This window comes from Serratia sp. EC4 (assembly GCF_059652115.1).
Window position 1 is genome coordinate 282,369 of the sequence record NZ_JBNIDE010000001.1, and the last position, 13,243, is coordinate 295,611.

At 63.1% G+C, this 13,243-nt stretch carries 10 protein-coding genes; 3 read left to right on the top strand and 7 right to left on the bottom strand.

Annotation, left to right across the window (positions count from 1 at the left end; all coding sequences use genetic code 11):
• Positions 1–53: 53 nt before the first annotated feature.
• Complete coding sequence (locus ACP39K_RS01285; protein WP_497008241.1) at positions 54–2,348, top strand: FdhF/YdeP family oxidoreductase; 2,295 nt, start codon at positions 54–56, stop codon at positions 2,346–2,348.
• 67 nt (positions 2,349–2,415) lie between these two features.
• Here ACP39K_RS01285 and ACP39K_RS01290 read toward each other — a convergent pair whose 3' ends face one another.
• Together ACP39K_RS01290 and ACP39K_RS01295 are read right to left on the bottom strand one after the other, a co-directional pair.
• A complete protein-coding gene (locus ACP39K_RS01290) occupies positions 2,416–4,341 on the bottom strand; it encodes a DUF3857 domain-containing protein (RefSeq protein ID WP_033640243.1) in 1,926 nt (641 codons plus the stop codon).
• Positions 4,342–4,463: 122 nt separating this feature from the next.
• A complete protein-coding gene (locus ACP39K_RS01295; protein WP_033640241.1) occupies positions 4,464–5,033 on the bottom strand; it encodes a helix-turn-helix domain-containing protein in 570 nt (189 codons plus the stop codon).
• A gap of 129 nt (positions 5,034–5,162) precedes the next feature.
• On the opposite strand from ACP39K_RS01295, the gene ACP39K_RS01300 reads away from it, so the two are divergent.
• Positions 5,163–6,059 carry a DMT family transporter gene (locus ACP39K_RS01300; RefSeq protein WP_497008242.1) on the top strand — a complete coding sequence of 299 codons (897 nt, stop codon included), beginning with the start codon at positions 5,163–5,165 and terminating at the stop codon, positions 6,057–6,059.
• Positions 6,060–6,269: 210 nt separating this feature from the next.
• Here ACP39K_RS01300 and ACP39K_RS01305 read toward each other — a convergent pair whose 3' ends face one another.
• From ACP39K_RS01305 to tetR, 5 genes are all read right to left on the bottom strand, one after another.
• Entirely contained in the window at positions 6,270–6,875 is a 606-nt protein-coding gene (locus ACP39K_RS01305) for a nitroreductase family protein (protein WP_033640238.1), read from the bottom strand.
• A 69-nt stretch (positions 6,876–6,944) separates the two neighbouring features.
• On the bottom strand, positions 6,945–8,243 hold the full coding sequence (locus tag ACP39K_RS01310) for a c-type cytochrome (protein WP_497008243.1): 1,299 nt from the start codon (positions 8,241–8,243) through the stop codon (positions 6,945–6,947).
• A gap of 28 nt (positions 8,244–8,271) precedes the next feature.
• Positions 8,272–10,530, bottom strand: coding sequence for a xanthine dehydrogenase family protein molybdopterin-binding subunit (locus ACP39K_RS01315; protein WP_497008244.1), 2,259 nt, complete (start codon positions 10,528–10,530; stop codon positions 8,272–8,274).
• Positions 10,527–11,000 carry a (2Fe-2S)-binding protein gene (locus ACP39K_RS01320; RefSeq protein WP_033640233.1) on the bottom strand — a complete coding sequence of 158 codons (474 nt, stop codon included), beginning with the start codon at positions 10,998–11,000 and terminating at the stop codon, positions 10,527–10,529. The genes ACP39K_RS01315 and ACP39K_RS01320 overlap by 4 nt, the downstream gene beginning before the upstream one ends.
• Positions 11,001–11,175: 175 nt before the next feature.
• The gene (tetR, locus tag ACP39K_RS01325; RefSeq protein WP_033640232.1) at positions 11,176–11,817 is read right to left on the bottom strand and encodes a tetracycline resistance transcriptional repressor TetR; all 642 of its coding nucleotides are present in this window, start codon (positions 11,815–11,817) and stop codon (positions 11,176–11,178) included.
• Between the two features lie 64 nt (positions 11,818–11,881).
• Here tetR and tet(41) point away from each other — a divergent pair, with 64 nt between their 5' ends.
• Positions 11,882–13,060, top strand: a complete 1,179-nt coding sequence (gene tet(41) / locus ACP39K_RS01330) for a tetracycline efflux MFS transporter Tet(41) (RefSeq protein WP_497008245.1) — start codon at positions 11,882–11,884, stop codon at positions 13,058–13,060.
• The last annotated feature ends 183 nt before the right edge of the window (positions 13,061–13,243 follow it).

Here is a 13,243-nt window from a genome sequence, read left to right on the forward strand (position 1 = left end):
TTTTTAAATCAATCACCTGCACTTATCGTAAGCGGTGTCGGAGGCAATCAACAATGGCGAAAAGACGAGCAGTACCCGGTGTCCATCCCTACGATGGGCCCGCCGGCGGTTGGGGCGCGCTGAAAGCGACGGCCATCGCCGTGCGCACGCAGATGGATACCTTAGAAGCGCCGGTGACGCTGATGCGCACCAACCAGCCCGACGGGTTTGACTGCCCGGGATGCGCATGGCCGGATAAAGAGCATCGCTCCACCTTTCAGTTTTGCGAAAACGGCGCCAAAGCGGTGACCTGGGAAGCGACCAGCAAGCGCGTGACGCCCGAACTCCTGGCGCAAAATACCGTGACCTCACTGCTGCAAAAAACCGATTATCAGTTGGAAGACTATGGCCGCCTGACCACGCCCCTGTTTTATGACGCCGGGACGGACACCCTGCGCCCGCTGGCGTGGGACGAGGCGTTCCAACGCATCGCCGCCGTCTTGCAGACGCTGCCGCCGGAACAGGTGGAATTTTATACCTCCGGCCGGGCGTCCAATGAGGCGGCCTACCTGTTCCAGCTGTTTGCGCGTGAATTTGGCAGCAATAACTTTCCCGACTGCTCCAACATGTGCCATGAGCCGACCAGCGTTGGCCTGCCGCAATCGATCGGCATCGGTAAAGGCACCGTCTCGCTGGACGACTTTGACAGCGCGGAGCTGGTTATCTCCATCGGGCACAATCCGGGCACCAACCACCCGCGCATGATGGGCACGCTGCATGAGCTGGCGCGCAAAAAAGTGCCGATCATTGTCTTTAACCCGCTGCGCGAGCGGGCGCTCGAACGTTTCACCGATCCGCAAAACGTCATCGAAATGGCGACCTACAGTTCGACCCCGATCGCTTCAACCTACTATCAGGTCAAAGCCGGCGGTGACGCCGCGGCGCTCAAAGGCATCGCCAAAGCGTTGCTGCAGTTGGATGATGAGCATGGCAATGCGCTGGATCACGCCTTTATTGCCGAGCACACTGAAGGGTTTACGGCTTTCGCCGCCGACCTGAAGGCCACCGGTTGGGATGCGATTGAGGCGGAGAGCGGCCTGGCGCGCCGGGATCTGGAACAGGTCGCCGCCGCTTACGCGAAATCCAACGCCACCATCGTGACCTACGGCATGGGCATTACGCAGCACAATAAAGGGACGGCCAACGTGCGCCTGATCGCTGACCTGCTGCTGCTGCGCGGCAACATCGGCAAACCGGGCGCCGGCATTTGCCCGCTGCGCGGCCACTCTAACGTGCAGGGCAATCGCACCGTCGGCATCACCGAAAAACCCTCGGCCGAATTTTTGGCGAAGTTGGAAACGGTGTTTGGCTTCACGCCGCCCAAGGCCCACGGTCACGATGCCGTGAAATGCATGCAGGCGATGATCGACGGCGCCTCGAAGGCGTTGATCTGCCTGGGCGGAAACTTCGCCGTGGCGCTGCCGGACCCCGATCAGAGCTTCCCGGCGATGAAAGCGCTGGAGTTAAGCGTGCATATCGGCACCAAACTCAACCGCAGCCATCTGTTGGTGGCGAAAGAAACCCTCATTCTGCCCTGCCTGGGCCGCACCGAACTGGACATGCAGGCCGGCGGGCGACAATCGGTGACGGTGGAGGATTCGATGTCGATGGTGCATGCCTCGTCCGGCAAATTAAAACCGGCGTCGGAGCTGTTGCGTTCGGAACCCGCCATTGTGGCCGGCATGGCCAAAGCGGTGATGCCCGCCAGCAAGGTGCCCTGGGATGAACTGATCGAAGATTACGACGTGATCCGCGATCTGATCGAAAAAACCATTCCGGGCTTCGACGATTACAACGCGCGCATTCGCCAACCCGGCGGTTTCCGCATGCCGCTGCCGCCGACCGAGCGCCAGTGGCCGACGGCGACGGGCAAAGCGATGTTTTCGGTGTTCAGCGGGTTACATGAAGACCAGATTGCGGCGGAACAAAATACGCTGCGGCTGATCACCCTGCGCAGCCACGATCAGTACAACACCACCATTTATGCCCTGGATGACCGCTATCGCGGGGTTTTCGGCCGGCGCGACGTGCTGTTTATGAATGACAGCGATCTGCAACGTTTGGGGCTGGAGCATGGCGACGTGGTCGATCTGGAAACGGCGCTGCCCGGCAGCACCCAGCGCCTGGAAGGCATCACGGTGATCGCCTACAACATCTCAGCTGGATCGGTCGGCGCCTACTACCCGGAAGCCAACGTGCTGGTGCCGCTGCATTACATCGATGAGGAGAGCGGCACGCCTTCGTACAAATCGGTGCCAATCCGCGTGAAGTTGAGATCCAAAGAGGTGCGCGCGGTTAAGATCGCTTAGTGGGAACGCTACGGCCCCCACTGGCATCTGAGTGGGGGCCATTTTTATCCGACTACGGGGCAGCGGCTTATTTGCCGTTGGCCAATTCGCCGTACACCACCTGGCCGCGGAAACCGCGCCGCACCTGCTGGAACAGCTCGCGGAACGCCGGGTAATCCTGCGCCTGGCACAGCGCTTCCTTGCCGCGAATGGCGTTCACCTGCAGGCGGTGATTGACGGTCACCTGCTGCCCGTCACGCCGCCACGCCACGCGATAGTCGCCCGCCGCATTGCGGAACTGCCTGTCTTGCGGAATGGCGATAATCGGCACGTTGGCCGGCAGCTGCAGACGGTAGGTTTCGTCGTAGCGCTGCGCGGTGCAGTAGAACGGGGTTTCGTTGCCCGGCGCCGCCGTGGTGGTATACAGCGTGCGGAACGATTTGCCGCCGGGCGGGTTGGGCAACGTCATGCCGCCCACCACGCCGAAATCGACGTAGTCGTCCGCCTTGAAGCGGAAGCGGTAACCGAACTGCTTTTTGAGATCCAGCGGATCGCTGTTCATCGCCACCTCGCCGCTGCCGTCGATGCCGGAGGCGGACATGATCGTCGCTTCGGCCTGCGCCCGGTTCTGGCGGTTGATCTGCGAGAAGTAGCCCCGCAGGTCAATCTCTTCCACTTCGCTCAGCCGGCGCTCGGTTTGACCATGCAGATTGCCCGCCTTGTCGAACACAAAATCGACGCTCAGCGCGCTGTTGACCGGCTGCTCGTCGCTGCCCGGCGTGCGCGCCAGTTTGGCGTCGCGCGTGAGCAGCACCGGCGCCCCCAGATCGCCCTCCGGCAGTTGGCCGAACCGCGCCCAGGGATTGGTGGAGTCCAGGTACAAATTGAACTCCGGCACGTAGGTGATGGCGTGATTAAAGCGGCCGAGCAGCGGCACGTTAGGCAGTATCGGGCCTTCATCCATGCCGATCAGCACCGGCGAGCTTTCAATGCCCTTGGCGGCGAGCAGCGCCTCCAGGATCACCACGTGATCCTTACAGTCGCCATAGTGATTATCGAGAATGCTCTGCGCCGAATTCGGCTCCAGCCCGCCGTTGCCCAGGTACACCGCCACGTAGCGAATGTTTTGCGCCACCCAGCGATAGAGGGCCTCCGCCTGCTCGCGCCGATCGCTGATGCCGGCGGTGATGTTGTCCGCCAGCGCCTGAATGCCCGGCGTCACCTTCGCCGCCGCGCCGGCCTTCAGCTGGTAGGCCTTGGCCAACTGCGGCCACTCGCGGTAGGTGCTGGCCATGATGGTCGGGCTGAAGGTCCAGCTGTCCGCCGCCCAGTTTTGCGCTTTCATTGGCGCGCTGCGCGAATAATGCCAGCGCCAGTGCGCTTGGCCGTTGCGGATCTGCGGTTGGTCCCCGCCCTCGACGCCGCGCGTGAAGATATGCATCGGCAGCTTGGCCGGCGCCTGCAGGGTCACTTCGGCGTCGTCGAACTGATCGAAAACGCTGAAGGTCTCCCACAGGCCGAAATAGTCAGGGAAATACGGGGTGTTCTGCGTGCGGCGCAGTTCGTACACCACGCGCGAGCCCGGCGCCAGGTTGGAGAACACGATGACGCGCACTTTGCGGTCGGCATACAGCGGCGCCGTGGCGCTGGAGTAGCTCTCCTGGGTGTAGATGCGATCGGGCGCCACATCGTGGCGCTGGCCGTCGGCAGTCAGCGTATAGGCGGCGACCACCTCCAGCGTTTCCATTTTCTCGCTGTAGCTCAGGCGGATTTGGCTGAATTTTTCGACCGCCGCCTTGGTTTTCAGCAGCACTTCGTAGCTTTCCGTCTTCACGTTGGTGGCGTTGGCGTTAACGCGATAATCCGCACGATAGCGCACGAAGCTGAAATCGTTGTTGGCCGTATCGTTCTGGCCCTGATCCGCCGCGGCGGGCGGTGCAGCGGCCAACACGGTGGCCGGGTGCGTCGCCGTCAAACCGGCGAGTAACAGTATGGAAGGAATAGCGATTTTCATCTTCGGTCCTTGAAGGGCGTTAAGCAGCGACACCGGGCCATACGCCCGTCCCGGCGTCAAAACAGGCGGGCACACTAATATAATTGAGAATCATTTTCAATAAACGAACCGTCAACGCCGCGCTAGCCCTGCTCGATCAACATGACGGCGGTGGTCTCCGGCTCCAGCGCTTCGAAAATATGCTCGCGATCGGCGGAGTAACTGATGTAATCCCCGGCGCTCAGCACCTGCGGCTGATCCGCCGGGCCAAGGCGCGCCCGTCCACTGCTGATGATCACGTGCTCGACGGTGCCCGGCGGATGCGGCCGCGAGCATTTCGTTTCACCAGGTTGCACCCGCAGCCGGTAAATGTCGCGCTGCGCGCCCGGCGGGCAGGTGGCCAGCAGCGTGGCGGCGTAGTTGCCCTGCTCCGACAGCGCCGGCGTTCCTTCATCGGCGCGGATCACTTGCACCGGCCTGCTCGGCTGTGAAATCAGCCGGCTGACCGGCACATCCAGCGCCATCGCCAACGCCCACAGCGTTTCCAGGCTGGGATTGCCGCTGCCGGCCTCGAGCTGCGACAGCGTGGATTTGGCGATGCCTGCGCGCTTCGCCAGCTCGGTCACCGACAGATTCAATCGCTCCCGCTCACGGCGGATTGCCGCCGACAAGAGGCCGATCGGCGTGATGTTCTGCATCAGGTTATCGCTCATTGTTCATTATACCGTTCAATTGTTCGACTTGACGAACAGAGTCAACCATGTTCATCATAATGTCCGATTGTTCATTTTAATGACTAAACGGCTTCATCACAAGCACGGCCAGGCAACGAGGAAAATGACATGAAAACGAAAACGCGCGGCGCAGTGCAAATGATCCTCGCCATGACGATCTCCGGCACCGTCGGTTGGCCGGTACTCGTTTTAGGGCAGCCGCCCGCCACGGTGGTGTTTTGGCGCTGCGCGTTCGGCGCGCTGGCGATGCTGGCCACCTGCGCCGCGCTTGGGCAGTTGAAACCCGGCGCGATCAACCGGCGGCAGCTGGCTGTCGCCATCCTCGGGGGTATCGCGCTGGTGCTCAACTGGACGCTATTGTTTGCTGCCTATCAGCATGCTTCGATCGCTGTCGCCACCGTGACCTACCACGTTCAGCCGTTTATGTTGGTGGCGCTGGGGGCGCTGCTGTTCGGCGAAAAACTGACGGCTAACCGGCTGGGCTGGCTTCTGCTGGCGTTCGCGGGGATGGTGTTGATCGTCACCGGCCGGCAGAGCGGTGGCGGCGAAGGCGACTATCTGCTCGGCGTGGCGCTGGCGCTGGGCGCGGCCCTGATGTACGCCCTGGCGGCGGCGATCGTCAAACAGCTGGCCGCGTTGCCGCCGCAGCTCATCGTGTTGATTCAACTGACCGTCGGCGCGCTGGCGATGGCGCCGTTCGCCGCTCTGGCCCACCTTCCCGCGAAACCGACCGACTGGCTGCTGCTGGCTACCCTCGGCCTGGTGCATACCGGGTTGATGTCCACGTTGCTCTATGGCGCGATCCAGAAAATCCCCACCGCTCTGGTCGGCGCGCTGTCGTTCATCTACCCGGCGGTGGCGATCGTGGTGGACTGGGCGGCGTTCGGGCACCGTCTCAGCCTGTTGCAGCTGCTGGGCACGCTGGCCATTCTCGGCGCGGCGGCGGGCATGAACTTCGGCTGGCGATGGGCGTCCGCCGCGCACCAAGCCGGTAAAATCGGTTAATCCCGCCCGATGGGCAAGCTATGCACAATAAGGCATTCGCCTTGTGTCCGGCGCGGTGCTATTTATTTAAACCGTGTAGGGTAGAAGGAGTTTTTCTATGTGGCATCACCGCCTGCAACGGCGCATCCGTTTCAGCTACTGGAACGAACTGTGCGTCACAAAAAAATAAGGGAAGGCGCAAGCCTTCCCTTTTGTCATTCACCGTTCAGCTCAGAAGCGATCGGTTTTCACCACCTCGTCGAACGGCAGTTTGCCGATGCGCGGATAAGGCTGCCCCGCCGCCTTGCCGATGGCGACCATCAGCGCGATCTGATAGTGAGCCGGTTTGTTGATAATCTCGCCCACCGCGTCGAAATCAAACCCGTCCATCGGGCAAGAGTCGTAACCCTGCGCCTTGGCCGCCAGCATCAGCGTCTGGGCGAAGATGCCGCTGCTGCGCATCACCTCGTCGCGCTGCACCTGCGGCTTACCACGATAATACTGATCGACGGCCGGGATCATGAACTGCTGTACCGGCTCCGCCGCCTCGGCCCAAACGGTTTTTACCTGTGACTCCCAGCTCGACAGATCGCCGCACAGCACGACCAGCATCGATGCGTCGGTCACCTGCGCCTGCCCCCACGCCGCTTCGCGAATTTTCTCGCGCTGTGCGCGATCTTCGATCAGCAGCGGGCGCCAGTGCTGCAGGTTAAACGCGCTGGGTGCGCCCTGCAGCGCAATGTTCAACAGCGCTTTTTTTTCTTCGAGCGTCATCACGTGCTGCGTATCAAACTGCTTGGTGGCGCGGCGTTGGCGGATCGCGTCTAACGTATTCATTTTACTGCCTCTGTCCATGTTAAAAGCTCTATTGTCGTCAACGCGGCGCGGCTGTCCACTCCCCGGCGGCTATTTCTGCGCGGTTTCGGCGCGCAAGCGGCCGACCTGCGCCGCCAAGTCTGGCCACGGCGCCTGACCGGCATAGTGCTGCCGCAGGTAGTTGAGCAGGATGGCGATCTGCGCGTCATTCAGGTTATGGCGAAAGCCCGGCATATAGCCCAGCTCGGCGTTCGCCGGCCGCTGTATGCCATCGAGCACCACGCGAATGGCGTTGTCCGGCGCCTCGGCGAACAGGTTGGTGTTCAGCGCCAGTGACGGCCGCACTCCCGCCATCTGCGCGCCTTTTTCCTGCGCATGGCACGCCATGCAGGCGCCGGAAAACAACCGCGCCCCTTCCGAACTCAGAGGCTCCAGCTGCCGTTCCGCCTGAGCGTTTAACGTTGCCGCCGTAGCGCCCGCCGCCGTTTCAGGATGATAGCTGCGCAGATAGACGGCGATCGCCTGCAGATCGGCCTGCGGCAAGCGCGACAGCCCTTCTTCGATCACCGGCGCCATCGGGCCGGCGGCGACGCCGTGGTTGGCCGAGTAGCCGGTGCGCATAAACTCGACCAGATCCTGCTGCGTCCAATCGAGCGGCGCGGGCGAGCGGCCGGTCAACGCCGGCGCCGTCCATCCCTCCGCCACGCCGCCGGCCAAATGATCGCCACCGGTTTTTTCGCCGAACAGCACGTTGCGCGGCGAATGGCAGGCGCTGCAGTGCCCCAGCCCTTCGACCAGGTACGCGCCGCGGTTCCAGTCGGCGCTCTGGGCCGCCTCGTCCTGCATCGCGCCCGGCGTCAGGAACAGCAGGTTCCAGGCAAAGATGCCCTGGCGAATATTGAACGGAAAGTGCAAATCGGTGGCCGGTGGCCGGTATTTGACCGCCGGCTGTGACATCAGGTAGGCGTACAGCGCCTGCAGATCGTCGTCGCGGGTGCGGGTAAAGGCGGTATAGGGAAACGCCGGATAGAGATAGCGGCCCTGGCGATCGACGCCGTGGCGCATGGCGCGCTCGAACGCCGCGTAGCTCCAGCTGCCGATGCCGGTTTCCACATCCGGCGTGATGTTGGTGGTGTAAATGGTGCCGAAGGGGATTTCCATCGCCAGCCCGCCGGTGTTGCGCTCGCCGCCCGCACGGGTGTGGCACACGGCGCAGTCGCCGAGATCGGCTAACGTTTTGCCGCGCGCGATCTGCGCCTCGCTGAAACTGTGGGTCGCATCGGCGGCGAGCGGCGCGATTTCCGGCTGCCAACTGGCGACCACGCCGGCGACCACAACGGCGATCACCGTGACGCCGCCCCACCCGACGATTTTTTTCATCTTACTCATCTTTGCTGTCCTTGTTCGTTACGGGGGGTTAATGGCCGGCCTGAGCGCGCAGCGCAGCGAGCACCCGCGCCGGTGTGAACGGTACCTCGCGCAGGCGCACGCCGAGGGCGTCAAACAGCGCGTTGCCGATCGCCGCCGCACTCGGCACCGAGGCGGACTCTCCTGCGCCCATCGGCGCTTCGTCCGGGCGGTCGATCAGTTGGATATCGATCTGCGGCAATTCGTCAAAGCGCAGGATCGGATAGCCGCCCCAGTCCAATGACGTCACGCCCGACCTGTTGAAGGTCACAAACTCTTTCAGCACCCGGCTGGCGGACTGGATAATGTTGCCGTGCACCTGATGACGCACCCCGGCCGGGTTGATTATCCGACCGCAGTCATGCGCCACGAAGATTTTATCGAGCGTGATCTGCCCGGAAAGGCGATTGACGCTGAGATCGCACACCCAGGCCGCCCAGGCGGCGCCAAAGCCGGGGAATTTGCTGTGGAAATAGCGCGCATAGGCGAAACCGCGGCCGCTCACCACTTCGGCGCCGGCGGCGCGCGACCGGTGCGCCGGGCCGTCTTGCCAGTTCGCCTGGCGCTTCAGAGCCTCGATCAAGGCTACCGCGCGCGGATCGTTCAGGTAACGCAGGCGAAACGCGATCGGGTCCTCGCCGGCGCGCCAGGCCAGCTCGTCGATCCAGGACTCATGGGCGAACACGTTGGGCAGCGCCGAAACGCCGCGCATCCATGACGCCCGCACGATCGGCGCGGCGTCCTGGCAAATCACCCGCATGTGCGGATACGCGTATTGCGGAATGGCGGTGCGATCGCCCATCTGTTGCACGTCGGCCCGGTTGGCCATCTTGCCGGTCAACACCAGCGGCAAGGTCACCGCATTGTTGGAGGGATAGCTGGTTTTCAGCTCGTAGGCCGCCACCCGATTTTGCGCGTCGAGGCCGCCGCGCACCCGGATCAGCTGACCGGTGCCCTTCGGCTCCCAGCCGGACTCCTGTTCGCGCATCAACTGCACCCGCACCGGGCGGCCGGTGGCCCGCGCCAACAGCGCCGCGTCCGCCGAGACGTCGTCGGCGCAGTTGCGGCCATAGCAGCCGGAGGCTTCCATGCGGGTGATGTGCACCTGCTCAGACGGCAACTCGAGCAGCCTGGCGATGTCTTTGCGCAGATCGTGCGGGTTTTGCGTGCCGGACCACACCTGCGCCCGCCCGTCTTTGACCTCCGCCACCGCGCAGGAAGGGCCGATCGAGGCGTGCTGATGGTAGGGCCAGACATAATCCGCCCGCACTTCAGTATGCAGCTCCGCCAGCGCGGCATCCGTGCCCGCATCGTCGCGCAGCACGCGGTCGGTTTTCGGGTTGGCCTCCAGCGCGGCGGGCAGCGCTTCCGCCGACAGATCCGGCAAGCCGGCCCAGGGTTTCCACTCGGTTTTCAGCTGGCGCATGGCGGCGATCGCCTGCTCTTCGCGCTCGGCCACGATGCCGATGAAATCGTTGAGCACCACCAGTTTCACGATGCCCGGCAGGTGCGCGATCGAACGTTCATCCACCGACAACAGGCCGCCGCCCAGCGGGGCGCTGCTGTCGGCGCCTACGTAAGGCGGGCGCACCACCCGGCCATGCAGCATGCCGGGCAAACGCAGATCGTGCACGTAGGTCAGCCCACCGCTCACTTTGGCCGGAATATCGACTCGGGCGACGGCGCGGCCGACGTAGCGATTCTGCTGTTCACCGTTCAGCGGCACGTTTTTATCCAGCGCCACGTGCAGATTCTGCCCGCTCGCCAGCTGCGCATAGCTCAAGGAACGCCCCGGGTGCTTGGTCACAAACACCTGTCCCGCCGCCGCCGTCAGTTGGTCGGCCGGCAGCTCGAAGGCTTTGGCCGCCAGCGCCGTCAGCATATGTCGCACCTGCGCCGCCGCCTGGCGCAGCGGCACCGACGTGACCTGGATGGTGGCGCTGGCGATGGTCGGCCCCTGATCCGGCGTGCGTTGCGTATCGCCCAGGATCATCGTGACGTGCTCGAACGGCACGCAAATTTCGTCGGCGACGATCTGCGCCAGCGCGGTGCGAATGCCGGTGCCGAGATCGACGTGGCCATTGAAGGCCGTCACCCGGCCGTCGGCGGTGAGGCTGATAAAGCTGTCTACCCTGTCCAGCGGCAGATCGGCAGGCGCTACAACCGCCTCGGCGGCGAAGGCGTTAAACGGCGCGGGCAGCAGACTGCTGACCATTACCACACCGCCGGCTTGCAACAATTGTCGGCGGGTCAGTTCGAGGCGGCTCATGCTTGCCTCCGCGCAGCCAGCAGATCGCGGGCACGCTCGGCGGCGCGCAAGATCTCAAGGTGGGTGCCGCAGCGGCACAGGTTGTAGGCCAGCTCTTTCTTGATTGTCTGTTCATCTGCATCCGGCTCGCGTTCGAACAACGCGACCAGCGTCATGATCATGCCGTTGGCGCAGTAACCGCACTGCGCCGCCTGCTCATCGATAAACCCTTGCTGCACCGGGTGCGGCGTTTCCGCTGTTCCCAGCCCTTCCAGCGTGGTGACGGACTTGCTTCCTACCGCGGCCAGCGGCATTGAGCAGGAGCGAGCGGCGACGCCGTCGATAAGCACCGTGCAGGCGCCGCACTCCCCCAGGCCGCAGCCGTATTTGGGGCCATTCAAGTGCAGATCGTTACGTAAAACGTACAACAGCGGGGTCTCGGGCGAGATATCGCCGAGTGGAACCACCCGGCCATTAACATTGATTTCCATGGTGAAACTATCCCTTAAACAAACGGATTTAATCCGTAACATCACTGCGGCGAATAATTGAGCAGCATGCTAATAATTATCATCAAAAGACTTGATGATGTTAAGGGAATGTAGCCGCCATGGCTTTAACGAAAAGTGGGTATTTTCTATAAATTTCCGATAGATAAGCGCGCTTTTATGATTGCCGCCCGTGATTATTGTCGATTGCCAGTCCGGCCTCGGCGCCGTCGACCAACAGCCGCACGCTGGCTTCGAACAGCGCGTCTGCGCCCTTATCCTGCAAAGTGTCCCAGCCTTCGCACAGCAGCGGGTAACGCTGGCGATCGGCGTCATTCAGCGTATCGTCCGGCTGCATTTGCTGCTCTTCCAGCACCCAGCCTACGACGAAGCGCCCGACGGCGAACAGCACATTCACCGCGCGTTCAGGCGTCAAGCCCGCCCGGCACAGCAGCGCCACCTTGGCCTCGATAATGGCGAATTGCGACTCCTGCGGCCGGGTGCCGGCGTGCAGACGCGCGCCGTCGCGGTAAGCCAGCAGAGCCCGACGAAAGTTGCCGGCATTGGTGACAACCCAATCCTGCCAGGGCATATCGGCGGGCAGCTCTTCACGGTGATCCAACATGATGGTTTCCGCCATCGCTTTCAACAGCTCGGCTTTGTTCTTGAAATGCCAATAGAGCGTGGGAGATTGCACGCCGAGGTGTTGCGCCAGGCGGCGGGTGCTCAGCGCATCGATGCCGATCTCATTCAGCAGCGCCAGCGCCCCGCGCAGGACGGTTTCACGCGTTAAACGCATCGCAGTATTTTTTTCGCTCATCTCTCTATCACTGATAGGGTAACTGTGGAATACTCAATACTCTATCACTGTTAGAGTCGCAATTTTGAAAAAACCTATGTGGGTTATTTTGTTGACGGTGTTGCTGGATGCGGTGGGCATCGGTCTGATCATGCCGATCCTGCCGGCGCTGTTGCGCTCGCTGGGCGGTCTTGAGGCCGGCAGCCTGCACTACGGCGCCCTGCTGGCGGCCTATGCGTTGATGCAATTCCTGTTTTCACCGATCCTCGGCGCGTTGAGCGATCGCTTCGGCCGGCGGCCGGTGCTGTTGATTTCACTCGCCGGCGCGGCGGCCGACTACCTGCTGATGGCGTTCGCGCCGACGCTGGCCTGGCTCTATCTGGGCCGGTTGCTGGCGGGCATCACCGGCGCCAACATGGCGGTCGCCACCGCTTACGTTACCGATATTACTCCTGCCGGCCAGCGCGCGCGGCGTTTTGGCCTGGTGGGCGCGGTGTTCGGCGTCGGCTTTATCGTCGGCCCGCTGCTCGGTGGCTCGCTGGGCGAATGGCATCTGCATGCGCCCTTCCTGGCGGCGGCGGCGATGAATGCCCTCAACCTGATCATGGCGTTTTTCCTGCTGCCGGAATCGCGCAAACCCCGCGCCCGCGCCGCCGAGAAAATCCGCCTCAATCCCTTTTCGTCATTGCGACGGCTGCACGGCAAACCGGGCCTGCTGCCGCTGGCCGGCATTTACCTGATCATGGCGCTGGTTTCACAGGCGCCGGCCACGCTATGGATTTTATACGGTCAGGATCGTTTCGGCTGGAGCATGATGGTGGCGGGCCTGTCGCTGGCCGGTTACGGCGCCTGCCACGCGCTGTCGCAGGCCTTCGCCATCGGCCCGCTGGTCGCACGGCTCGGCGAACGCAAGGCGCTGCTGATCGGCCTGGCGGCCGACGCGCTGGGTCTGGTGCTGTTATCGATCGCCACGCGCGGCTGGGCGCCCTTTGCGCTGCTGCCGTTCTTCGCCGCGGGCGGCATGGCGCTGCCGGCGCTGCAGGCGTTGATGGCGCACAAGGTGGACGATGACCATCACGGCGAGCTGCAAGGGACGCTGGCCAGCATGGGCAGCCTGATCGGCGTCGCGGGGCCGCTGGTGGCGACGGCGCTGTATGCCGCCACGCGCGATGTCTGGCCCGGCCTGGTCTGGGCGTCGGCCGCCGCCCTGTATCTGCTGGTGCCGCTGTTGCTGGGGCGTTCGCGCGAGCGTGACGCGGCATAGCGTCATGCCCCCCTCTCCCGCTTAAGCTCATTTATGGCTAAACAAGGCATTATTCAGCATAAGCGGGCGCTTTACACGCCACTGCGCCGCTCATTATCATCGCCCTTATCCCGCCGCAGGAAAATTTAAATGCCGTTTCATGGCGTTACGCCCAGCGCGTCATCGCTATCGTTCACTTGCCTA

Bases quoted from the DNA above. Each gene is read 5' to 3' on its own strand.
- ACP39K_RS01310 (WP_497008243.1), bottom strand. From the start codon at position 8,243: ATGAGTAAGATGAAAAAAATCGTCGGGTGGGGCGGCGTCACGGTGATC.
- ACP39K_RS01295 (WP_033640241.1), bottom strand. From the start codon at position 5,033: ATGAGCGATAACCTGATGCAGAACATCACGCCGATCGGCCTCTTGTCG.
- ACP39K_RS01320 (WP_033640233.1), bottom strand. From the start codon at position 11,000: ATGGAAATCAATGTTAATGGCCGGGTGGTTCCACTCGGCGATATCTCG.
- ACP39K_RS01315 (WP_497008244.1), bottom strand. From the start codon at position 10,530: ATGAGCCGCCTCGAACTGACCCGCCGACAATTGTTGCAAGCCGGCGGT.
- ACP39K_RS01305 (WP_033640238.1), bottom strand. From the start codon at position 6,875: ATGAATACGTTAGACGCGATCCGCCAACGCCGCGCCACCAAGCAGTTT.
- ACP39K_RS01290 (WP_033640243.1), bottom strand. From the start codon at position 4,341: ATGAAAATCGCTATTCCTTCCATACTGTTACTCGCCGGTTTGACGGCG.
- ACP39K_RS01300 (WP_497008242.1), top strand. From the start codon at position 5,163: ATGAAAACGAAAACGCGCGGCGCAGTGCAAATGATCCTCGCCATGACG.
- tetR (WP_033640232.1), bottom strand. From the start codon at position 11,817: ATGAGCGAAAAAAATACTGCGATGCGTTTAACGCGTGAAACCGTCCTG.
- ACP39K_RS01285 (WP_497008241.1), top strand. From the start codon at position 54: ATGGCGAAAAGACGAGCAGTACCCGGTGTCCATCCCTACGATGGGCCC.